A 23,483-nucleotide genomic window follows, 5' to 3' on the forward strand; every position below is an offset into this window, starting at 1 on the left:
TTGTTTTCAAATACTAACAAAACCAAAACAAAATATTAAAACTAAAAACCAAAAATAATAAAAATAAAACGTTATCATTAACAATTAAATTATAAAAACAAAAAATTATTTATGCTAATGACAATAAAAAATCACGTAATTGATTAAAATCTGATGAAATTTTTCGCGATAGTATAGGCAATTTAGAAAATTTAAGTAATGAACAAGGTAATAGTAGAGATAAATTATTTGAAAAAATATTTTCTATTTCATGTTTAAACTTAGCAGGATGTGCAGTGCCAAGAAATATACCAAATTCATCATTTCGCAATTGATCACTTAATACACGATAAGAAACAGCTGCATGTGGTTCAGAAATATAACCAAAATTAGCTATCTCACGAATAGTTGCAACAGTTAAACTATCATCTACACTACCATAAGCTAATTTAGATAAACTCCAAGATTTACGACGAAATAATTCCTCTATTCTAACCCAATTACTAGGATGACTCACATCCATGGCATTAGATAAAGTAGTAATTGTCGATTTAGGATCCCAATAACCATTATAAAGAAAACGCGGTACAGTATCATTAATATTTGTAGCAATAATAAAACGTTTTACAGGCAAACCAATTGATTTAGCCAATAAACCTGCAGTCAAGTTTCCAAAATTTCCACTAGGCACAGAAATAACTATTTTATAATATAAATCTTTTGGAAGCTGAGCTAACGCTTCGAAATAATAACAAATTTGTGCCAATAATCGACTAATATTAATAGAATTAGCAGAATTTAATTTTAATTTATGTTTTAAATTAGAATCACTAAAAGCTTGTTTTACTAACATTTGACATGTATCAAAATCTCCATTTACTGCTAAAGAATGAATATTTTTACCCAAAGTACAAAACAATTTTTCTTGAAAAGAACTTATTTTACCTTCAGGATATAAAATTACGACATGCACATTGTTAAGTCCATAAAAAGCATGCGCTATTGCTGCACCTGTATCTCCAGAAGTAGCAACTAAAACAATCATTAATTTTTCTGTATTCAATTCACTAATAATTTGAGCCATAAATCGTCCGCCAAAATCTTTAAAAGCTAATGTAGGACCATGAAATAACTCCAATACAGCTATATTGTTCTTCAATAAAACTAATGGTATAGGAAATATAAAAGCAGAACTTATACATTTTAATAATTTATTAACAGGTATTTCATCACCCACATAGGATAAAAGAATACGTAAACTACGATTAATAAAATCCATTTCTAATAAATCGTTAACCTCAGAAATAGTAAATCTAGGTAAATTTACTGGAAAAAATAAACCATCATTATAACCTATACCTTGTTTTACTGCCTGTACGAAACTAACTTGTTCGTTACTATTTTTAATATTATAAAATTTCATTTACTATTTCACTATTACATGTGCTCCACGAGTATTTAATTGACAAATATAAACAAAACCTTCATCATTCTGTAAATAATAATTAGTTAACCAATTAGCTGCACATAATGCAGTATTATAAACATCAAAAATACTAAATAAAGTAGGACCAGAACCAGAAATTCCACATGTCAAAGCGCCAAGACCAATAATATATTTGTAAGCATTAATATATCCCGGTAGTAATTTAACACGGTATGGTTCGGCAATTATATCTCTCATCAATATAGCCGCCAAAGATGCCTGTCGAGTATGACAAGCATGTATAAAGCCAGCCAAATCTCTACTATGATTAATACAATCAGATCTCACATATTTATCTGGTAAAACCTTTCTAGCTCTAGCGGTAGAAATTGTATTCCCTGGGTAAGCTATCACCCATAACCAATCTTCAAATACAGGTAGTTTCTGACTAATAATACCATTTTCTTTTATTATTAACTGCATACCACCAAGAAAAGAAGGAGCTACATTATCAAAATGAGTTTCACCAGCTATAGAACCTTCCATTTCACCCATTAACGTTAATAGTTGATGATCATTCAACGGATAATTTAAATGAATATTCATAGCCATTAATGCTGCTACTATAGAACAAGCACTGGATCCTAAGCCAGAACCAATAGGAACGTTTTTTTCCAATTGCATAGCTACTGGACAAATTTTATTTACTGAAACACAAAATCTTTGCCAACATTGATAAACAAGATTATCCTCCAGTCTTGAAGGTAATTTATTAATAAAATAACCAGTATTATACAAACTGAATTCATCAGCATGTTCTACAGTAACCGTATCTCCAAGAACAAATCCATCTATTGGAGATACGGTTATCCCAAGAACATCAAAACCTACGTTAATATTACCAATAGAAATTGGGGCAAAAACCTTAATCACAACAAAACTCCAAATCAATGAGGCGACGATAATGTGCGTAAAAGATCAGCAAAAATACCAGCAGCTGTAACATCATTACCAGCTCCATATCCACGCAATACCAAAGGTAATGGTTGATAATAACGAGTAAAAAATGCCAACGCATTTTCACCATTTTTAACTTTAAATAATGGATTATCATTATCTACAAATTCTGTTTTTACCTGACAATATTTTTTTTCTCTAATACTACCTACATAACGCAACACACAACCTCTATCATGCGCTAAAGAAACTTTAGTTAAAAAATCATGATCAATGAAAGATAACCTTCTGAGAAAACTATCTACATCTCCGCTAACATCAAAATTTATTGGAAGAACAGATTTAACATATATATCCTTTAACTCTAATTGACAACCAACTTCGCGAGCAAGAATAAGTAATTTACGAGCTACGTCAATACCAGAAAGATCTTCACGAGGATCAGGTTCGGTATAACCGCGTTGTCTAGCAATCCTTGTTGCTTCTGATAAAGACATTCCCTCATCCAATTTACCAAAAATAAATGACAAAGAACCAGAGAGAATCCCTGAAAAATACATTAATTCATCCCCTGCATTTAATAAATTCTGTAAATTATCTATTACAGGAAGACCTGCACCAACATTAGTATCATAAAGAAATTTACGATGAGATGTCAAAACTGCAGCACGAATTTTACGATAATATTCCATAGAAGAAGTATTACCTTTCTTATTAGAAGTAACAACATGGAATCCATGTGTTAAAAAATCTACATATCTCTTTGCTACTTTTACGCTACTGGTACAATCTACTATCACTGGATTAAACAAATAATGATTTGTTGTTAAAGCAATAATTTTATCCAAATTAGTAATCTCATAACTTCCATTTTCTATTAAAAAATTCTGCCAATTACTCAAATCTAGCCCATATGTATCAATCCTCATAATTCGAGAATTAGCAATACAACATACTCGTAAATCAATATGTTTATTCTTTAGCCAATTATATTGACGATAAATCTGTTTTATTAATGCACAACCTACACCTCCTATACCAATAATAAATACTTCTATAATTTGATTATGATTAAATAATGCCTGATGAACAACGCGCACTCCAGTAACAGTGTTGCTATCATTTACTACAACTGAAATAGAACGTTCTGATGAACCTTGTGCAATGGCAATAATATCAATATTAACACTAGATAAAGCACCAAAAAATTTAGTCAGTAACCCAGGTTGAGAACACATACCATTACCAACTATCGAGATAATTGCTAATTTAGTTGTTACGGATAAAGGATTTAAGAGATTATTTTTTAATTCAAGATAAAATTCTTCTTCCAATACTTTACAAGCAGCAGATAAATCTTGATCATAAATACAAAAACTAATACTATATTCTGAAGAGGATTGGGTAATTAATACAACTGAACAATTAACACGAGAAATTGCAGCAAAGACTCTAGCCGCCATACCAATCATACCTTTCATTCCATGGCCAGAAACATTAATCAAACTCAAATTTTTCAAATAAGTAATGCCTTTTACAATAAGATTTTGTTCTTTGTTATTAATAGGACCAATAAGAGTACCTGGTGCTTGAATGTTAGTGATATTTTTTATAAGACAAGGTATTCGAAACTGAGCAATAGGTGATATAGTACGTGGATGTAAAACTTGAGCACCAAAATAAGAAAGTTCCATTGCTTCTTCATAAGATAAAAAACGCAATAACTGAGCATCAGGAACTTGTCGTGGGTCACAGGTATATACGCCATCAACATCAGTCCAAATTTCGCAACAAGTAGCACGTAAACATGCTGCTAATACTGCAGCAGAATAATCAGATCCATTTCTGCCTAATGCTACCAACTCCCCTCGTTCATTACCAGCAGTAAAACCAGCCATTAAAATTATGGCATCAATAGGAATAACAACGGTTTGAATTCGTTTAGTGGATGCCCGAATATCTACCATAGAAGCTAAATAGCTACCGTATGCTAATAATTTTTCTACCGGATCAATAACAGTTACACCAAAACCACGAGAAATTAATAGTTCCTGCATTAAAAAGATAGATAATTTTTCTCCTAAACAAATAATTGTTGCATTAATACTATCAGGACAATACTTTAATAATGAAATTCCATATAATAATTGTTCAAGAGAAGTAAATTCTTGATTAATTAGATCATTTAACTTCAAATAATTAAATCTTGGTTCTAAGTGCATTAAATTACTTGATAATTCTAAGAAAAATTTTTTTACATCATGAAAATCGCTTAAAAAATCTATGTTACTTAAAGTTTTATTAATCATTGTTATTAAATGATTAGTAATTTTTGCTGGCGCAGACAAAACAACAGCAACTTGTCCTTGCTTAACATAAGTCTCCAAGATATTGGCAACACGAACAAAACATTTAGCATTAGCAACTGAAGTGCCACCAAATTTCAAAACTCGCATGAAAAGCTCCTAAATTTTTAAGGTAAGTAACTTACATAAATTAAATGAAAAATATAAAATTACACAAGTCTTTTATATTCATCAATATTGCTGTAAAGAACAACATAATCACCACTGTTGACTATAATTTTAACGTTAGTAAACAAAAAATAAATTTAAATAATAAATAATATTTTAATTAAATTTAATTTAAATAAATTTAATGCAATCATAAAATAAAAACATAAAAAAATATCAAAAGTTAAAAATAAAAACATATCATAGTTATTTCTATATTAAATTTAATAATGCAGAAATTTAGAAAATAATAGATAATTTAAAATATAAAATTAAACCTAATATATACGCAATTGATACATATTAAAATCTGATGAAAGTATTCTATAATAATTTTTTTAAAATTTACAATATTTTTGTTCATTAAATATTGTTGAACAAATAAGATATGAAATAAAAATTTATATTTTATTTAATTTAAGCATTTTAGAAAATAACATAATAAATTAATTTAAATTATTAATAATTTTTTTATTAATAATTTAAATTAATTTATTATGTTAAATATACAAATATTTTTGCTAAATATTAAAATAAAAATAAATATATTCATAACAATTACAATTGAAATATTAATAAACAAAATCTATTTAAAAGATATGATTTTAAAATTAATAATTAAAATATAAAATATTAAATTAATTTATCTTTAAAGTAAAATCTCAATAAAACAAAAATAACATAACAAATATTTAATAAATAAAATAACATAAAACACATAACAATTTCTACTTTAATAGAATACAAAAACATTTATCAAAATTTTCAATGAAAATTCATAACTCAAAATAATATATAAATTATCAATTTTCATTTCGAATAACAAAACCATAACTATTAATTTGCTTCCACAAATCCTTTTTTACTTCAGGATTATTACAAATAATGGATAAAGACGGTGTATTAAGAACAACACCATTAAAATCACGAACAGGATTAACATTCATCCACCAAACATGGTAAGTTATCATTTCTTCAGAAATCAATCTTACTTGTTTAGGATGCAAAATTAAGAACTGCTCTATAGATAAAGACATACTACGTGCAACATCACAAAAAAACTGATGTGTACCCAACATAGGTAAAACATCAGTTGTGACTAATAATAAACAAATATAAGATGGTAATGTTATCGAAACGTCATTACTAACGATTAAATGCCGTCTAAGTCTCCATTGAACAATACCCAAATTATGTAATAACCAATTATATCTTTTCATCACTTACCAATTACAAATTTTATAAAATCCACCAGTCAAAATTCTATAACAAAGATATCTCTAATCTAAACTAGATAAATTAATTCAAAAAGTCACAATTATTAAAATAAAATACATTGCTATATATTAGAATTACGAAAAACATTGCCTATAAATTGAATATTTATCGGTTTATTTAAAATACGTATACGATTAAATACTGATAGAATTTTAGGAGATACAATTTTAGGTAATTCAATTGTGGAATAAGAAGCAAATAATCTAATTGCTCCTATACAACAATTAATATTTCCTTTGTTATTATTAATTGCTCCAACAATATGACTTATTTTGATGCCATGATTACGGCCTAACTCAATGCGATAAAGTCCCATTTCACCAAATTGATATTTATTATATATATTAGATAAAGTGCCTTTTTTTTCGCAATACGCAAAATTTCTACCATGAACATCTCTCTTACTCCTATTGCGAGTTGAAACAAAATGCTTCACCGAAGGGTTAAAATATGAAGCCAATCTTTTACTACCTTGCACCATTCTTAATAAAATAGCAGCAAGTCTCTCTGTATCTAAATAATCAATTTTAGACCTTATTTTAGCTAATAATTTAAGATAAATATCCAAATCATTATGTTTCAACTGAAGCTCTAGTTGCGCAGAAAACTTTTCTAATCTACGAGCAATTAAAACATCAAACGACGGTAAAGAAATTTCAGTAATAACGGAATTAATCACTCTTTCAATATTACGCAATAACTTATATTCAGAACGTCCTACAAACAACAACGACTGACCAACCCGACCAGCACGCCCAGTACGTCCAATACGATGTACATAAGATTCAGCATCCAAAGGAACATCATAATTAATAACCAAACTAACACGATCTACATCTAATCCACGAGCAGCAATATCTGTGGCAATAAGAATATCAAATTTACCACTTTTAAATCTATTTAATGTCTGTTGACGCAAAGTTTGAGACATATCACCATTTAATGCAGCACTATTATAACCATTTTTTTCTAATATTTCAGTAACTTCAACACTAGAACTTTTAGTGCGTACAAAAACAATAACAGCATCAAAATTTTCAATTTCTATAAAACGCATTAAAGCTTCACTTTTATGGATGCCATACATTAAACAATAATATTGCTTAATATCTGAACAAGCACTAGTTCCAGAATGAATAAAAATTTCTTTAGGATTCTTCATAAAACGATGAACAATACGCCTAATAGCTGACGGTAACGTAGCAGAAAACAAAGCAGTTTGATGCTTGACAGGAATTTTTAACAAAATACTTTCAACATCATCAATAAAACCCATACGTAACATTTCATCAGCTTCATCTAATACTAAACTATGCAATTTAGTTAAATCTAATGTGCCACGACCTAAATGATCCAACAACCTACCAGGAGTACCTACTATAATATGAGCCCCTTTATTTAAAGCACGAAATTGTATATCATAACGCTGACCGCCATATATTGGAACAATATAGATATCAGGAAGATATTTTGCTAAACTAGAACATACTGTACTAATTTGAATAGCTAATTCACGAGTCGGAGTCAAAACTAATACTTGTGTGGCCATCAATTTAGAATCCACATTCTGTAATAATGGCAAAACAAACGCTGCAGTTTTACCGCTACCCGTTTGTGCCATACCCAGAACATCAAGACCAGCTAATAAATGCGGAATACATTTAGCTTGAATTGGAGAAGGTTCTTTATAACCAAGATCTTTCAAAGCATTGATAATGAAACTATTTAAACCTAAATTAATAAAAGAACTATTTTTTATTAACATTTACAAACCTCATATTCTATATTCAGATACTTAACTATATATAAGATTTAAATTTATTTAATTCATTTTAGATAAATACAAATAGAACAAAAATTTATATAGTTAATTACTAAATTATTAATCGTAAATTGAATATCACAATTGTAGATTTTGTCTTCAAAGTTTCTATTAGAAAATATAAACAATTTCAAATAAAAAGAATCGTTGAATAACATTTATTAAATTATAAATTAACTTCTTTGATACTTAAACGAATACGCCCTAAACGATCTATCTCTAATACCTTAACTAAAACTTCTTGACCAATTTTTAAATGATCAGTAACTTTTTTTATTCTATTTACAGAAATATGAGAAATATGAACTAAACCCTCTTTAGCGCCACAAATAGCAACAAAAGCCCCAAACTCAACAATATGAGTAACTTTTCCATTATAAATACAACCAATTTCAATTTCAGCAGTAATTTCCTTAATACGACGAATAGCATGGCAAGCCTTCCTTTTATCAACAGCCGATATCTTTATGACACCACCGTCTTCAATGTCGATATTTGTACCAGTTTCTTCAGTTAAAGCACGAATAACAGATCCACCTTTACCAATAACATCTTTAATTTTTTCTGGATTTATTTTAATGGTATGTATACGAGGCGCAAATTCAGAAATACTACAGCGAGGAGAACATATCACCTCTTCCATCATTCTTAAGATGTGCAACCTTCCATATTTTGCTTGATTTAACGCTGCAAATATAATATCGCGGGTTATACCTTCAATTTTAATATCCATTTGTAATGCTGTAATACCACTATAACTACCTGCTACTTTAAAATCCATATCTCCTATATGATCCTCATCGCTTAAAATATCGGACAAAATCACAAAATCATCACCTTCCTTTACTAATCCCATGGCAATTCCAGAAACAGCAGATTTAATAGGAACACCTGCATCCATTAATGCTAGCGAAGCGCCACAAATAGTAGCCATAGAAGAAGAACCATTTGATTCTGTTATCTCTGATACAACACGCACAGTATACGGAAACTCATGCGCTTCTGGCATAACTGCAAGCATACCACGTTTTGCCAATCGGCCATGTCCAATTTCTCTTCTTTTTGGAGCGCCCACCATCCCAATTTCACCCACACAATAAGGAGGAAAATTATAATGTAGCAAAAAACGATCTACACGTTCACCAATCAATTCATCAATATTTTGTGCATTACGTTCAGTGCCAAGTGTAGCAGTAACTAATGCTTGAGTATCACCCCTAGTAAACAATGCAGATCCATGCGTTCTAGGTAATATACCAATACGAATATCTAAATTACGTACCATATCCCGTGTCCTTCCATCAATACGTAATTCTCCCCGCAAAATACGACTACGTACAATTTGTTTTTCTAACTGATTTAAAATACTTTTAATAACATTAACATTTATAAGATCGCCATTCTTCAACAAAAGATTAATAACTTCTTCTTTAATAAAATTTAACCTAGCACAACGCTGTTTCTTATCAGCAATCAAGTAAGCCTCACACAAACGAGATTCGGCTAAATCAATCAAATGATCTTGTAATACAAGATCATTCTCTAAAGATTTATAATTCAATTTAGGTTGACCAATTTCCTTCACAAATGCATTTATATTCTGAATAACAATTTGTTGTTGCTCATGACCGAATAACATTCCATCCAACATTTCCTCTTCGCTTAATAGATTAGCTTCTGATTCCACCATAAGTATTGCTTTTTCGGTACCAGAAACTACTAAATCTAATTTGCTATTTGCCAATTGATCTAATGTTGGATTAAGTACATATTGATTATCTATATAACCTACACGTGCGGCACCTATCGGTCCATGAAATGGAATATCAGACAAACTTAATGCAGTTGAAACACCTATAATTGCGACAATATCCGGATTTATTTGAGGGTTGACTGATATAACAGTAGCAATTATCTGTACCTCATTTAAAAACCCATCCGGAAATAATGGACGTATAGGTCTATCTATTAAACGTGATGTTAATATCTCAGTCTCACTAGGACGTCCTTCACGACGGAAGAATCCTCCAGGAAAACGTCCAGCTGCATACGTACGCTCTTGATAATTAACAAAAAGAGGAAAGAAATCCTGATCAGGATTTCTTTCCTGAAAAACACTTACAACTGTAACAAGTACTGTAGTATCATCCATACTCACCATAACTGCAGCATTCGCTTGACGAGCTATCAAACCACTTTCAAGCACCACAGTGTGCTTTCCATACAAAAATTTACGAACAAATGAATTTAACAAAGTTATATACCTATATAAAACAAAAACATTTTAAATTATACTAAAATCTTTACAAACATAACAACTCAATAATAATTAACTAAAAAACGATAACTTATTGTAATACAATACCAATAGAAGCTATACGTTAACAACAACAAATTTCAAAATACCCTTAATAATTCAACACAACAGCAATCTTAAATTATTTAAGATTTAAAAATACAAAATATTTTATAATTTAACGACGTAAGTTAAGTCGATCCGTTAAATTAACATAATTTGATATACTTTTATTCTTTAAATAATTTAGCAATTTACGTCGTTGCGATACCATACGCAATAAACCACGACGACCGTGATGATCCTTCTTATGGCGTAAGAAATGATTTTGTAAATAATTAATGCGAGCACTCAAAAAAGCAATCTGAACACTAGTAGAACCATTATCTTTAATATTTAATCCAAAATCTCGAATTATTTTTGATTTTTCTTCAACACTCAAAAACATTAAAATATCCTTAATAAACTAAAACATCACTAAATAAATAGTAACACCGTTTAATATAATATAAATATTCAATAAAAACTAAAATTTGATTTAATCACAATATTTACATTTCATTAAAATAAACATCAAAATATAAAAACTAAAAAAATAACAAAAAATGAAACTAACCTACGAGGTACTAATTGTTGTGTACTAGTAACTTCACCTATACCAATAAATCGTTGCTCTTCACCTACCGTTACACGCACTAAACAATTATTCAATGAAGTTACAATATTAATAGATTTACCAAGTCTTATTCTATTTGCAATAGATAAAGATAAATTAACTGTTGGCATATTTAATAAACCACTATCTATGGGTAACAACAAATCATAAAGACTATTAATTACCGATCCACAAGAAAAATATTCTAATTTACCATTTGCTACGTTTTGAATTTTTTCAAAAGTAACCATAGAAGTAGGCAGAAACCTAGATACCATAAGACGACGTAATGAAATAACATGAGCTCCACAACCAAGATATATACCAAAATCATCTATAAAAGTACGTACATAAGTTCCTTTAGAACAATGAATCTCTAAAGAAATAATTCTTTTATCCCAATAAAAAACTTTAAGATCATAAATACTAATTAATCGCGGAATACGAGATAACTGTATCCCCTTACGAGCATAATCATACAAAGGTCGTCCTCGATATTTCAAAGCAGAAAACATAGGCGGAGTTTGAAAATTACGTTTTTTAAAATACTCAATAGCCTTATTTAACTTATTTCTATCAAAAACAACAGGACGAACGTTAATAACACGTCCATAAGAATCAGCAGTATCTGTACGTTCACCAAATTTAGCAACTACCTTATAACGTTTATCTGCATTTAATAAATATTTAGAAAATTTAGTTGCTTCTCCAAAACAAATAGGAAGCATACCAGTTGCCAACGGATCTAAAGTACCAGTATGACCAATTTTCTTAGCACGAAAAAAATCATTTACTTTACGTAATGACCTGTTAGATGTTTCACCCACAGGTTTATCCAATAATAAAATTCCATGAACATTACGATACTGATTGCAATTATCTAAATAAACCATTATTACCATCTATAAATCCATTATGTAAATCCATATCTCGTTTAACCACTCTAGTTATCAAACTACACATTCGCATACCTTCTATTAATGATTGATCATAAATAAAAACTAATTTAGGCACAATACGTAAACGCATAAACCTACTCAATAAACAACGAATAAAGCCAGAAGCAGATTGCAAAACACAAACCCCATTTCTTATTTCTACTTCTTTATTTTTATCAAGAAAAGTAACATAAATTTTAGCATATGCTAAATCTCTAGATATATCTACCCCTGAAACAGTCACTACTCCAATACGACAATCATTGATGCTACGATGTAAAATTATAGAAATATTTTTCTTAATTTCTTTAGAAAAACGATTTAATCTAATACACTTACTTATAAGCATCTTATATCCATTTAAAATAAACAAAAATAAAATAAAAAAATTTATCATAATTAATTATTTGATTTAAAACACTAATTCTTTAGAACTTCCAATACCTCAACAAGATCACCAAAACATATATCCGCATAATTCTTGATGCTTATTCCACACTCCATACCTGCTCGCACTTCACCAACATCATCTTTGAAACGACGTAAAGATCCTAATTCACCCTCATGAATAACTATATTCTTACGCAAAACCCGTATTTTATTATGACGTTTCACCGTTCCTTCCGTTACTATACAACCAGCAATAGTTCCACATTTAGGAAAACGAAATATATTACGCACTTCAATTGATCCAATAACTTTATATCTAAATTTAGGAATTAACAAACCATGCAACAACTGTTTTACTTCATTTATCAAATCATATATAACAGAATAATAACGAATATCTATTTTTTCTGCATCAATAACACGTCGTGCAGAATAATCAGCCTTAACATTAAAAGCTAAAAGAACAGCGTTAGATGCAACTGCAAGAGTAACATCAGCTTCAGTAATTCCACCTATAGAAGAATATATCACCTTAACTTTCAACTTATCAGTAGATAATTCTTTCAAAGAGCCAATAATAGCTTCAGACGAACCTTGAACATCAGATTTAAGGACAATATTTAATTCAGATATACCTTGATGTTTTTCATTAATATTAAAAATATCTTCCAATTTAGAGATTTTTTTACTTGATAATTTAGTCTCGCGAAATTTGTTTTGACGAAAAAAAGCTACTTCACGTGCCTTTTTTTCGTCTCGCACAACAGTCATAAGATCACCTGCTATTGGTGATCCTGATAAACCAAAGACTTCTACAGGAATAGATGGGCCAGCTGAAAAAACATCTTTACCTAACTCATCTTTCATATAACGTATGCGACCATATTCAAATCCACATAATACAATATCCCCTCGCTTTAATGTCCCCTCACGTACTATTACAGAAGCAACTGGACCGCGACCCTTATCTAAATAGGCTTCGATTACTACGCCACTAGCCATGCCATCAAAAACAGTCCTCAATTCTAAAATCTCTGATTGCAAAAGAATAGCTTCAAGTAAATCATCTATACCTATACCCATTTTAGCCGAAACATTAATAAATTGATTATCTCCACCCCATTCTTCAGGAACAATACCATACTTTACTAAATCATTTTTTATCTTATCAGAATCAGCTTCTAATTTATCTATCTTATTAATTGCAACAATAATCGGAACTTTCGCAGCCTTGGCATGATGAATTGCTTCAATAGTTTGTAACATAACACCATCGTCAGCTGCAACAACTAAAACAACTATATCAGTAACTTTACTACCTCGAGCACGCATAGCTGTAAATGCTGAATGGCCTGGAGTATCTAAAAAAGTAATCATACCACTACCAGTTTTAACGTGATATGCACCTATATGTTGGGTAATACCTCCAACTTCACTAGAAGCTATCTTGCTTGATCTAATATAATCTAATAACGAAGTTTTACCATGATCTACATGCCCCATAATAGTCACAACAGGCGCACGAAATTCAGAACTGACTTTATTAGAAACATCACGATCCTTCATAATTAATTCTTCTAACGCATTTTCATTGCGTAAAATAACATTGTGTCCCATTTCTTCCGTTACTAACTGTGCAATATCTTGATCAATAACTTGATTGATAGTAGCCATAATTCCTAAATTCATCATGGTTTTTATAAGTTGCGAACTTTTTATAGCCATCTTGTTTGCAAGTTCCACTACGGTGATAGTTTCTCCAATAACAACATTACGATTGATAAACTTGACAGGTTTATTAAGGACTGGTTGTACTAAATTATTATTCAGCAATCTACGTTTATTACTATTTTTAACAATACGACCAACAGATCTTAATTCCTCACGCTCAACTTTTGATTCATATATCATATAATTATTATTTTTACATTTTACAGATTTTAAACTGCGAGAAAATTTAGAACGATTACGCAATTTAGAACGACGATTATTATTAGTATTATCTATCTTTTCTTCATATATAGGACGAGAAATAACGGATGAACGATCTAACACACTATGTACCAAACCAGTATTCTTTTTCTTTTTCAATAAATTATAAGACAATTCGAAACTATGATCTTTAGATACACGTTGTGAAGTTTCTATAACCCGTTGAACATTGATCTTAACTTTCTGATGTGATTTTTTTTTTACATCTTGCTCTACGTTAATCAATTGAGATTCCTGATAAATATTATCGGGCAAAAATTGTTGAAAATTATTTTCGTCATTACTAGATTCTACACTGCAATTTGTAATAGCATCACATTCAACATGAATTGAATCTTGTACATCAGACTGTTTGTTAGATATGAATTGCTGACGATATGTGGAGGCACCTAACGTAGAGTGTGATGCAGCATCAGGCGATGCATAAACACGCTTCTTACGAATTTCAACTTGTACCTTTTTATTTCTACCCCCAATACTAGGAATGCTTAAAGTACTACGAACTCTACGCTGCAAAATCAACTTATGTAAAGTAACTCCTCTAATTTTATCGAAATACGCAAAAAAAACTTCTTTTTCTTTTTGAGAAACTATATCAGTTGAAGTTTTAATTAAACCTATATTCGCAAACAATTGTATTAAATATTCAACCGAAGTCTTCATTTCAATTGCCAGAACTTTTACAGTTAGACCTGTCATATAATTCCTTAACTATAAATTACTATAATACAAACACATTGTAACTTAACTATTACTAAACCAACAGATGTTACGTGCTGCCATAATTAACCCACCAATCTCTTTAACACTCAATCCTTCAATATCTAATAAATCTTCAATACTCTGTTCAGCAAGATCTTCTAACGTACAAACATTATGTTTTGCTAACTTATACGCTATATCACGATTTAAATTAGGCAACTTAAGTAAATCTTCAGAAGGATTATTAAATACTGTCGCATTATCCACATTATCACAATTCTCTTTCTGAGTTAATGCAAATGCAGTTAAAACATTCTCCGCTCGTAAACGTAACATATCTACAGTTTCTTGACTCAATGCCCGAATTGATAATAATTCCTTAATTGGCACATATACTAACTCTTCTATAGAAGAAAAACCCTCTTCTACTAAAATTCTAGCTAACGATTCATCAATATCTAAATTTTTAACAAAATTAGATATTGTATTATTAGCCTCATCCTGATGTTTTTTATGCAAATCATCAACAGCCATAATATTAAGTTCCCATCCACTCAATTGAGATACTAAACGAATATTTTGTCCATTCTTCCCAATTGCTTGAGCAAGACTACTTTCTTCTACTGCTATATCCATAGCATGCTTATCTTCATCTAAAACAATAGAAACCACATCAGTAGGAGACATAGCATTAATAACAAATTGAGCTGGATTATCATCCCATAAGACCACATCGATTCTTTCTCCACCCAACTCGCTGGATACCGCTTGAACTCGCGCTCCACGCATGCCCACACAAGCCCCAACTGGATCTATACGTTTATCATTAGTTTTGACAGCAATCTTAGATCGTACACCTGGATCTCTAGCAATAGTTTTAATCTCAATTAACTCCTCACCAATTTCTGGCACTTCAATCCTAAATAATTCAATTAACATCTCCGGGCGAGAACGGGTAACAAAAAATTGGATACCCCGCACCTCTGGTTTGATTAAATATAAAACGCCACGAATCCGATCTCCTGAACGAAAATTTTCATGAGGCAACATATCCTCTCGATTAACAATAGCCTCTGCATTATTGCCTAAATCTATATTAATACTATTTCTACTCATTTTCTTAACAATTCCAGTAACGATGCTTCCCTCATATTTTCGAAACTGATCAACTATCATAGCTCGTTCAGCTTCACGTACTTTCTGTACAATTACTTGCTTTGCTGCTTGAGTAGTAATTCTATCAAACAAAATAGACTCTATCTTATCCTCAAAATAATCGTTAATTTTCGCTTGATTATTCTCCAATTTGGCTGCTGCTAAAGTGATCTCGCGAGTTGGCTGTAAAACTTTATCCACAATCAACCAACGTCTGAACGTTTCAAAATGACCTGACTTACGATTAATGTTAACACGTATCTCCACATCTTGTTCATATTTCTTCCTCGTAGCAGCCTCTATTGCTGTTTCAAGAGCTTCAAAAATTTTTTCTCGGGGGATAGACTTCTCATTAGAAACTGCCTCAACAACAGCTAAAACTTCTTTATTCATCTTTAAATTTTCTCAATAAAACAAACTATGAATGTGCTACCAAATTAGCTTTCTGAATATCGTCAATCATGAAATGAACTTCCTTATTATCTACCGTTAAAATAATTGAACCATCTTCAGTAGCTCTCTTAATAATACCACGCCACCTACGGCGACCATACAACATGAAATGTAATACAAGATTAACCTCAAATCCAATAAATTGAACAAAATGCGCATAAGAAAACAACGGACGATCAAAACCCGGCGATGAAACTTCTAAATTATAAGAAACTGGAAAAATATCCTCACTATCCAACAAACATCCTACTTTTCTACTAATAACTGCACAATCATTGATTGTAACTCCTCCATGTTTTTTATCAACATAAATCCGAATTATAATTCTTCGACCACGAACTACCTCAATCCCAACCAACTCACAACCAGCGACTAAAATAGACGGGACTACGATATCTTCTAATTTTTTCTTTAATGTCAAAAATAATCCTTCTTTCCAAATAAAAAACCTATTTCCTAAATCTACAAATCTCTAGAACTAAACGAATCTAAAATGTACTAATTTATAATGACTCAAACAAAAACATCAGACTCACCCATCCACAATCCCAAACATAATTCAGGCAACAAAATTCCAGAATACAATTGACACCAATTAGGTTGCGGGGATCGGATTTGAACCAATGACCTTCGGGTTATGAGCCCGACGAGCTACCAAACTGCTCCACCCCGCGTCCAATTTACAAAACCATGCCTGGATCATTGTAAGTCAAAAACCACATAAAAGCAAATATTATAAAAATAAAAAATTTTTTAATATCTAATACCGAGGGCGGGAGTTGAACCCGCAACACCAAATTTTTTGGTACTACCCCCTCAAGATAGCGTGTCTACCTAATTCCACCACCTCGGCCAAAACTATCTCAATTCATATTACTGAATATGTAAATCAATATTATCTTGGATAGATGAGTTTTCTGATAATTGATTTTGTTTTTTACAATCTTCTTTTTCAATGCAAACCTGGTTTGACTTATTACTAATATTACCTAATATCAAACTAAGAACAAAAAATAAAAACGCCAAAAAAATAATTATACGAGAAAGATAACTATTCGAATTAGAAGGATTGAATAAAATTAAAGAATGCTCTGTTGTAAAATTTGCACTCATATTGACATTTTGATTATATTGCAACATAATCAAACTTATTAAAATAACTGCAATGAACAAAAAAAATAACAACAAAACTAAATACATAAAATTTTCTCACATTTTAATTATTATTATTAAATTTAAAATACAAAGATAAGATGTCACTCACCAATCGTTGAAATTAAGTACTTAAAATATATGCCATCATCTGTTAAAGATAAGACCACAGTGTAAATAACTGTAACATAAATAAAATTACCAAACGATTAACAACTCACAGATCTTATAACATTTACAATATTATTCGCCAAATAATTTATTTCTTTTAAATCGTCTCCCTCTAACATTACTCTAATGCAAGGTTCAGTACCAGATTTACGTAATAACACACGACCACGACCTAATAATTGACACTGAACATCCTGATAAACTCTTTTTACAATGGATGCTTCTAAAGGATCTACACAATTTGTAAAATAAACATTTAACAATACTTGAGGTAATAAACATACGTCTTTACTTAAATTATATAAATTTGTACCATTATTTAACATAGCGGATAAAATTTGTAAAGAAGCAATAATGCCATCACCAGTAGTTGTATAGTCCAAAAGAATTATATGTCCTGAATTCTCAGCGCCAATACGCCAACCTTTTTTATTTAACATGTCAATTATAGAACGATCTCCAACATCAGATCTAACAAAAGGAATACCTAATTTTTGTAACGAAGTGAATAACCCCATATTACTCATCAAAGTTCCAACCACACCACCTTTTAATTTAGATAAACGTAAACTTTCTTTTGCAATAATATAAATCATTTTATCTCCATTAACTTTATTACCAAGATGATCTATCATGATCACTCTATCTCCATCTCCATCATATGCTATACCCAGATCGGCATGTTCTTGCAAAACTTTAATTTGTAATTGTCTAATATCTGTCGTGCCACATTTTTTATTAATATTCATACCATCCGGACGACATCCAATAGTAATTATTTTAGCACCAAGTTCTTTTAAAACATTAGGTGCAATATGATAAGTGGCACCATTAGCACAATCTACTACAACTTTTAACTTTTTGAGAGTAAGATGTGCGGGAAAAGTTGATTTACAAAACTCTATATAACGACCTGAAGCATCAATGATACGACTAGCTTTACCTAACTTTGATGAATCCACACAAACAAGTTTATTATTTAAATAATCTTCAATAAATAATTCTATTTTATTCGATAATTTAACACCTGCTGTAGAAAAAAATTTTATACCGTTATCATAATATGGATTATGAGAAGCAGAGATCACAATACCGACTACTGCACGAAAAGTACGAGTTAAATACGCAATCGCTGGAGTAGGCATTGGTCCGGTCAAAGCTGAAGATAAACCTGCAGAAGATAAACCTGCTTCTAATGCAGATTCCAACATATAGCCAGAAATACGAGTATCTTTACCAATTATTACCATACCCGAATTCTTACAACCTAAAACCTTACCAACAGCCCAACCAAGCTTTAAAACAAATTCAGGAGTAATAAGCATCTCGCCTACTCTACCTCTAATACCGTCGGTACCAAAATAATTACAACAATTCATAATTAAAATATCTCTCCATATCGAAGAGTAGCATCAGCTACTTTTAGAGCTTCTACAGTTTCTTGTACATCATGCACACGAATAATTTTGGCACCTTGCATAGCAGAAATTACAGCAGCGGCAACACTACCAATTTTTCTACATTTAGAATCATCCTTTACTAAATCACTAATCATAAACTTACGTGATATTCCTACTAATAAAGGTATACCAAAATGACGAAAATACTTTAAATTAGATAAAAGTTGATAATTATGTTTCAAATTTTTACCAAAACCAAAACCAGGATCAATAATCAACCTGTTCTTTTTAAGTCCTGCTATCTCATAACGTATAATCTGTTTTGCGAAATAAGAATCTATCTCATACAAAATATTTTGATAATAAGGGTTATTCTGCATATTGTGAGGAGAACCTTGCATATGCATTACACAAACCGCTAATTCACTATTATTAACAACAGCTTCCAATGCGCCATCTATACTAAGAGAGCGTATATCATTAATCAAATGTACTCCTAACGCTGCGCTTTCTTCCATTATCAAAGGTTGTGATGTGTTGACCGAAATATAAACACTAAAACGTTTAATTAATTCTACTATTATAGGAACAACACGGGAAGCCTCCTCGTCACAACTAACAATAGATGCTCCCGGACGAGTGGATTCTCCGCCAACATCAATAAAATATGCCCCTTCCGAAATCATTGCTGCAACACGATCAATAGCTTTTCCAACAGAAGAATACCGACCTCCATCAAAAAAGGAATCTGGAGATACATTCAAAATGCCCATTACAACAGGATGCAAATTATTATTTAATTCATCAAGTACACGCTTTCTCAAAACAAACCCCACCTACCACAAAATTAATTTATTCTTAATGCACTATCCTTATTTTTTAAAAAGTCAGTTAACAAAATAATACTAAATCAAGAATTACGTACTAACAAAAATAATATTATTTTATATCCGTAATGTCATCTCTTTCTTCCCAACCTGCAGGATGACGTACTAATCTGCGATTCATCAAATCATCTATTTGAGATGCATCAATAGTTTCATATTTCATTAATGCATCTTTCATTGCATGTAAAATATCTATATTTGCTACAAGTAATCCGCGTGCACGTGAATAATTACGTTCAACTAAAAGTTTTACTTCTTGATCTATAATGCGAGCAGTTTCATCAGACATATGTTTAACTTTAGCAACTGATCTACCGAGAAAAATTTCACCTTCTTCTTCAGCGTACAATAATGGACCTAATCGATCTGAAAAACCCCATTGAGTAACCATATTACGAGCGATGGAAGTAGCCACTTTAATATCATTAGAAGCACCAGTAGAAACCCTTTTCCAACCATAAATAAGCTCTTCAGCGAGACGACCACCGTACAAAGTAGAAATTTGACTTTCCAATTTCTGACGACTTGCACTAATCTCATCTTGTTCAGGTAAAAAAAACGTCACACCTAAAGCTCTGCCCCGAGGAATAATAGTAACCTTATGTACTGGATCATGTTCTGGAACTAATCTTCCTATAATCGCATGACCTGCTTCATGATAAGCAGTAGATTCTTTTTGGAACTCGGTCATCACCATAGATCGACGTTCAGTACCCATCATAATCTTATCTTTAGCTTTTTCGAACTCTACCATAGAAACCAGCTTTTTATTATCTCGAGCAGCAAATAAAGCAGCTTCATTAACTAAATTAGCCAAATCCGCTCCAGAAAACCCAGGAGTACCACGAGCAATTACAGATACATCAATATCCAGAGCTAATGGTACGAATTTCATATGTACCTTTAAAATTTGTTCTCTTCCCCGTACATCCGGTAACCCTACCACTACTTGTCTATCAAAACGACCCGGGCGTAACAAAGCAGGATCAAGTACATCAGGACGATTAGTAGCCGCTATAACAATAATACCTTCATTACCTTCAAAACCATCCATTTCTACTAACATTTGATTTAAAGTTTGTTCACGTTCATCATGACCACCACCTAAACCTGCACCACGTTGACGACCAACAGCATCAATCTCATCTATAAAAATGATACATGGAGATGTCTTTTTTGCTTGTTCAAACATATCCCTAACACGAGATGCACCCACGCCGACAAACATCTCAACAAAATCAGAACCAGAAATAGTAAAAAAAGGAACTTTGGCCTCACCAGCAATCGCTTTAGCTAATAAAGTCTTCCCAGTACCTGGGGGGCCAACCATTAAAACCCCTTTTGGAATTTTACCACCTAATTTTTGAAATCTACCAGGCTCACGCAAATAATCCACTAATTCACTAACTTCTTCTTTAGCTTCATCACAACCAGCAACATCAGCAAAAGTTGTTTTTATCTGATCTCCAGTCAACATACGTGCTTTGCTTTTGCCAAATGACATTGCTCCTTTACCACCTCCTTGCATTTGCCTCATGAAAAAAATCCAAACTCCTATTAACAATAACATTGGAAACCAAGAAATAAAAATAGATGCTAATAAACTAGGTTCTTCTGGTGGCTCTCCTGTCACTTTGACTTTTTTATCTAAAAGAACATCAAGTAGTGTAGGATCATTTATAGGGATATAGGTCATATAACGATGACTATCTTTCTTAGTAACAACAATTTCACGACCATTAATACGTACTTCTTTAATTTGATCTTGATTTAATTCCAATATAAACGTAGAATAATCCACTTTGCGACTATTTGAGTCGCCAGGCCCGAAACTCTGGAAAACTGACATCAATACTATTGCAATAACTAACCAGAGAACTAGGTTTTTTGCCATGTCACTCAAAAAATTAACCTCATAATTACAACGATATCCTTATTTAGCATAAGACAATTATATTTACTATATTTTATATCCCTTAGCTACTATATACACTTCACGAGAACTCAATCTTGAAGCATCTGGCTTACGAATCTCTACTTTAGTAAACAAAGAACGTATACAACATAAATATTTTTCAAATCCTTCTCCTTGAAAAATCTTCAGCACTAAATAACCACCAACTTCTAAAATATTTGCGCATATATGAATAACTAATTCTCCAAGATGAATAGATCTGGGAATATCAATTTCTGATTTACCACTAATGTTAGGAGACATATCAGACAAAATAACTTGAACTTTTTTATTATTCAACAAATTGTATAAAATTTTTATTACTTTATTATCATTTAGATCTCCTTGTAAAAAATACACTCTGGGTATGGGTTTCATAGGTAAAATGTCACAAGCTATGACAAATCCATTTTTACCTACTTTATTTACTACATATTTAGACCAACCACCAGGAGCAGAACCTAAATCAACAACCGAAATTCCAGGTTTAAATAAACTATCAGTAAATTGTAAATTAGCTAATTTAAACCAAGAACGAGATCGCAAATGTTTTTTAAAAGCACGTTTGACATAATAATCAGCACGATGACTATGTAGCCACCTAATAGATTTTGCAGCACTTCTATGAGTCACCATAATGAAATTATATATACTTAACTATCAATATTTTATATTCTACTAATCCGCCTGGAGTTTTAATTATTACAATCTCATCTTCCCTTTTTCCAATTAACCCGCGAGCAATAGGAGAATTAATTGAAATCATATTTTCTCTAAAATTAGCTTCATCATCACCTACAATACGATAAGTTTTTTTATGTTTTGTATATAAATTTTCAATGGTTACTGTTGATCCAAAAATCACAACATTATCAGGGGATAATTTAGTGATATCAATAATATGAGCATTAGCAAGCTTAGCTTCTATTTCTTGAATACGTCCTTCACAAAATCCCTGTTGTTCACGTGCAGCATGATATTCAGCATTTTCTTTTAAATCTCCATGTTCACGAGCTTCAGCAATAACTTTAATAATTTCTGACCGACGTATATTTTTCAAATAATTCAATTCTGCTCTTAATTTTTCCATACCATGTACAGTCATTGGAATTTGATTCATACAATTTCACCTCTTATATTTTACAAAACATAAAAGCACGCCTAATTCATTATTTTAAATACATCAACACAATAATAAACTACTACTTTAGAAAATTAAACTACGTGAATAATTTTAATGACCATAATCAAATTTTGAAAAAAACAATTCGTAAACAAAATAAAATAGATATCAACACCTTCAAAAATACATTAGAATAAAATATATCCTTAACAAAGGATCACATAACCAAATCAACAAAAA

17 protein-coding genes, 2 tRNA genes and 1 pseudogene are annotated in these 23,483 nt (G+C 31.0%); all 20 read right to left on the minus strand.

The features are described 5' to 3' along the window. Positions 1-109: 109 nt before the first annotated feature. Entirely contained in the window at positions 110-1,402 is a 1,293-nt protein-coding gene (gene thrC / locus GN160_RS01645; RefSeq protein ID WP_192380840.1) for a threonine synthase, read from the minus strand. Between the two features lie 3 nt (positions 1,403-1,405). After that, on the minus strand, positions 1,406-2,338 hold the full coding sequence (gene thrB, locus GN160_RS01650) for a homoserine kinase (RefSeq protein ID WP_192380841.1): 933 nt from the start codon (positions 2,336-2,338) through the stop codon (positions 1,406-1,408). A 14-nt stretch (positions 2,339-2,352) separates the two neighbouring features. Then, the gene (thrA, locus tag GN160_RS01655) at positions 2,353-4,818 is read right to left on the minus strand and encodes a bifunctional aspartate kinase/homoserine dehydrogenase I (protein WP_192380842.1); all 2,466 of its coding nucleotides are present in this window, start codon (positions 4,816-4,818) and stop codon (positions 2,353-2,355) included. A gap of 860 nt (positions 4,819-5,678) precedes the next feature. Beyond that, a complete protein-coding gene (locus GN160_RS01660) occupies positions 5,679-6,095 on the minus strand; it encodes a DNA polymerase III subunit psi (protein ID WP_192380843.1) in 417 nt (138 codons plus the stop codon). A 119-nt stretch (positions 6,096-6,214) separates the two neighbouring features. Then, positions 6,215-7,918 carry a DEAD/DEAH box helicase gene (locus GN160_RS01665; protein WP_192380844.1) on the minus strand — a complete coding sequence of 568 codons (1,704 nt, stop codon included), beginning with the start codon at positions 7,916-7,918 and terminating at the stop codon, positions 6,215-6,217. A 223-nt stretch (positions 7,919-8,141) separates the two neighbouring features. Further along, the gene (gene pnp, locus GN160_RS01670; RefSeq protein ID WP_192379864.1) at positions 8,142-10,229 is read right to left on the minus strand and encodes a polyribonucleotide nucleotidyltransferase; all 2,088 of its coding nucleotides are present in this window, start codon (positions 10,227-10,229) and stop codon (positions 8,142-8,144) included. A gap of 220 nt (positions 10,230-10,449) precedes the next feature. Next, entirely contained in the window at positions 10,450-10,719 is a 270-nt protein-coding gene (rpsO, locus tag GN160_RS01675; RefSeq protein WP_192379873.1) for a 30S ribosomal protein S15, read from the minus strand. A 125-nt stretch (positions 10,720-10,844) separates the two neighbouring features. Further along, positions 10,845-11,828 (minus strand): tRNA pseudouridine(55) synthase TruB, encoded by a 984-nt coding sequence (gene truB, locus GN160_RS01680; protein ID WP_225624833.1) that lies wholly within the window; start codon positions 11,826-11,828, stop codon positions 10,845-10,847. Continuing rightward, entirely contained in the window at positions 11,803-12,213 is a 411-nt protein-coding gene (gene rbfA, locus GN160_RS01685; RefSeq protein ID WP_192379875.1) for a 30S ribosome-binding factor RbfA, read from the minus strand. Before rbfA ends, truB begins: the two co-directional genes overlap by 26 nt. Before the next feature lie 71 nt (positions 12,214-12,284). Continuing rightward, on the minus strand, positions 12,285-14,945 hold the full coding sequence (gene infB / locus GN160_RS01690; RefSeq protein ID WP_192379876.1) for a translation initiation factor IF-2: 2,661 nt from the start codon (positions 14,943-14,945) through the stop codon (positions 12,285-12,287). Positions 14,946-14,990: 45 nt separating this feature from the next. Continuing rightward, positions 14,991-16,496, minus strand: coding sequence for a transcription termination factor NusA (gene nusA, locus GN160_RS01695; RefSeq protein ID WP_192379878.1), 1,506 nt, complete (start codon positions 16,494-16,496; stop codon positions 14,991-14,993). 25 nt (positions 16,497-16,521) lie between these two features. Further along, on the minus strand, positions 16,522-16,977 hold the full coding sequence (gene rimP, locus GN160_RS01700; protein ID WP_192379880.1) for a ribosome maturation factor RimP: 456 nt from the start codon (positions 16,975-16,977) through the stop codon (positions 16,522-16,524). Positions 16,978-17,156: 179 nt separating this feature from the next. After that, positions 17,157-17,230 (minus strand) — tRNA-Met (locus GN160_RS01705). A 90-nt stretch (positions 17,231-17,320) separates the two neighbouring features. After that, positions 17,321-17,409, minus strand: a tRNA-Leu gene (locus GN160_RS01710). Positions 17,410-17,429: 20 nt separating this feature from the next. Continuing rightward, on the minus strand, positions 17,430-17,756 hold the full coding sequence (secG, locus tag GN160_RS01715; protein ID WP_192379882.1) for a preprotein translocase subunit SecG: 327 nt from the start codon (positions 17,754-17,756) through the stop codon (positions 17,430-17,432). Positions 17,757-17,917: 161 nt separating this feature from the next. Then, positions 17,918-19,258, minus strand: coding sequence for a phosphoglucosamine mutase (gene glmM / locus GN160_RS01720; protein ID WP_192379884.1), 1,341 nt, complete (start codon positions 19,256-19,258; stop codon positions 17,918-17,920). 2 nt (positions 19,259-19,260) lie between these two features. Then, positions 19,261-20,052: a dihydropteroate synthase gene (gene folP / locus GN160_RS01725; protein ID WP_192380872.1), complete on the minus strand. Its 792-nt coding sequence runs from the start codon at positions 20,050-20,052 to the stop codon at positions 19,261-19,263. A gap of 193 nt (positions 20,053-20,245) precedes the next feature. After that, a pseudogene (ftsH, locus tag GN160_RS01730) lies at positions 20,246-22,069 on the minus strand (ATP-dependent zinc metalloprotease FtsH); the annotation flags it as partial. Positions 22,070-22,126: 57 nt separating this feature from the next. Next, entirely contained in the window at positions 22,127-22,756 is a 630-nt protein-coding gene (rlmE, locus tag GN160_RS01735; RefSeq protein WP_192379885.1) for a 23S rRNA (uridine(2552)-2'-O)-methyltransferase RlmE, read from the minus strand. Between the two features lie 7 nt (positions 22,757-22,763). After that, on the minus strand, positions 22,764-23,240 hold the full coding sequence (gene greA / locus GN160_RS01740) for a transcription elongation factor GreA (protein ID WP_192379887.1): 477 nt from the start codon (positions 23,238-23,240) through the stop codon (positions 22,764-22,766). Positions 23,241-23,483: the final 243 nt, after the last annotated feature.

This window comes from Blochmannia endosymbiont of Colobopsis nipponica, assembly GCF_014857065.1.
Classification (GTDB): domain Bacteria; phylum Pseudomonadota; class Gammaproteobacteria; order Enterobacterales; family Enterobacteriaceae; genus Blochmanniella.

Bases quoted from the DNA above. Each gene is read 5' to 3' on its own strand.
- thrC (WP_192380840.1), bottom strand. From the start codon at position 1,402: ATGAAATTTTATAATATTAAAAATAGTAACGAACAAGTTAGTTTCGTA.
- thrA (WP_192380842.1), bottom strand. From the start codon at position 4,818: ATGCGAGTTTTGAAATTTGGTGGCACTTCAGTTGCTAATGCTAAATGT.
- GN160_RS01660 (WP_192380843.1), bottom strand. From the start codon at position 6,095: ATGAAAAGATATAATTGGTTATTACATAATTTGGGTATTGTTCAATGG.
- GN160_RS01665 (WP_192380844.1), bottom strand. From the start codon at position 7,918: ATGTTAATAAAAAATAGTTCTTTTATTAATTTAGGTTTAAATAGTTTC.
- rpsO (WP_192379873.1), bottom strand. From the start codon at position 10,719: ATGTTTTTGAGTGTTGAAGAAAAATCAAAAATAATTCGAGATTTTGGA.
- truB (WP_225624833.1), bottom strand. From the start codon at position 11,828: ATGGTAATAATGGTTTATTTAGATAATTGCAATCAGTATCGTAATGTT.
- rbfA (WP_192379875.1), bottom strand. From the start codon at position 12,213: ATGCTTATAAGTAAGTGTATTAGATTAAATCGTTTTTCTAAAGAAATT.
- infB (WP_192379876.1), bottom strand. From the start codon at position 14,945: ATGACAGGTCTAACTGTAAAAGTTCTGGCAATTGAAATGAAGACTTCG.
- nusA (WP_192379878.1), bottom strand. From the start codon at position 16,496: ATGAATAAAGAAGTTTTAGCTGTTGTTGAGGCAGTTTCTAATGAGAAG.
- secG (WP_192379882.1), bottom strand. From the start codon at position 17,756: ATGTATTTAGTTTTGTTGTTATTTTTTTTGTTCATTGCAGTTATTTTA.
- glmM (WP_192379884.1), bottom strand. From the start codon at position 19,258: ATGAATTGTTGTAATTATTTTGGTACCGACGGTATTAGAGGTAGAGTA.
- folP (WP_192380872.1), bottom strand. From the start codon at position 20,052: ATGGGCATTTTGAATGTATCTCCAGATTCCTTTTTTGATGGAGGTCGG.
- rlmE (WP_192379885.1), bottom strand. From the start codon at position 22,756: ATGGTGACTCATAGAAGTGCTGCAAAATCTATTAGGTGGCTACATAGT.
- greA (WP_192379887.1), bottom strand. From the start codon at position 23,240: ATGAATCAAATTCCAATGACTGTACATGGTATGGAAAAATTAAGAGCA.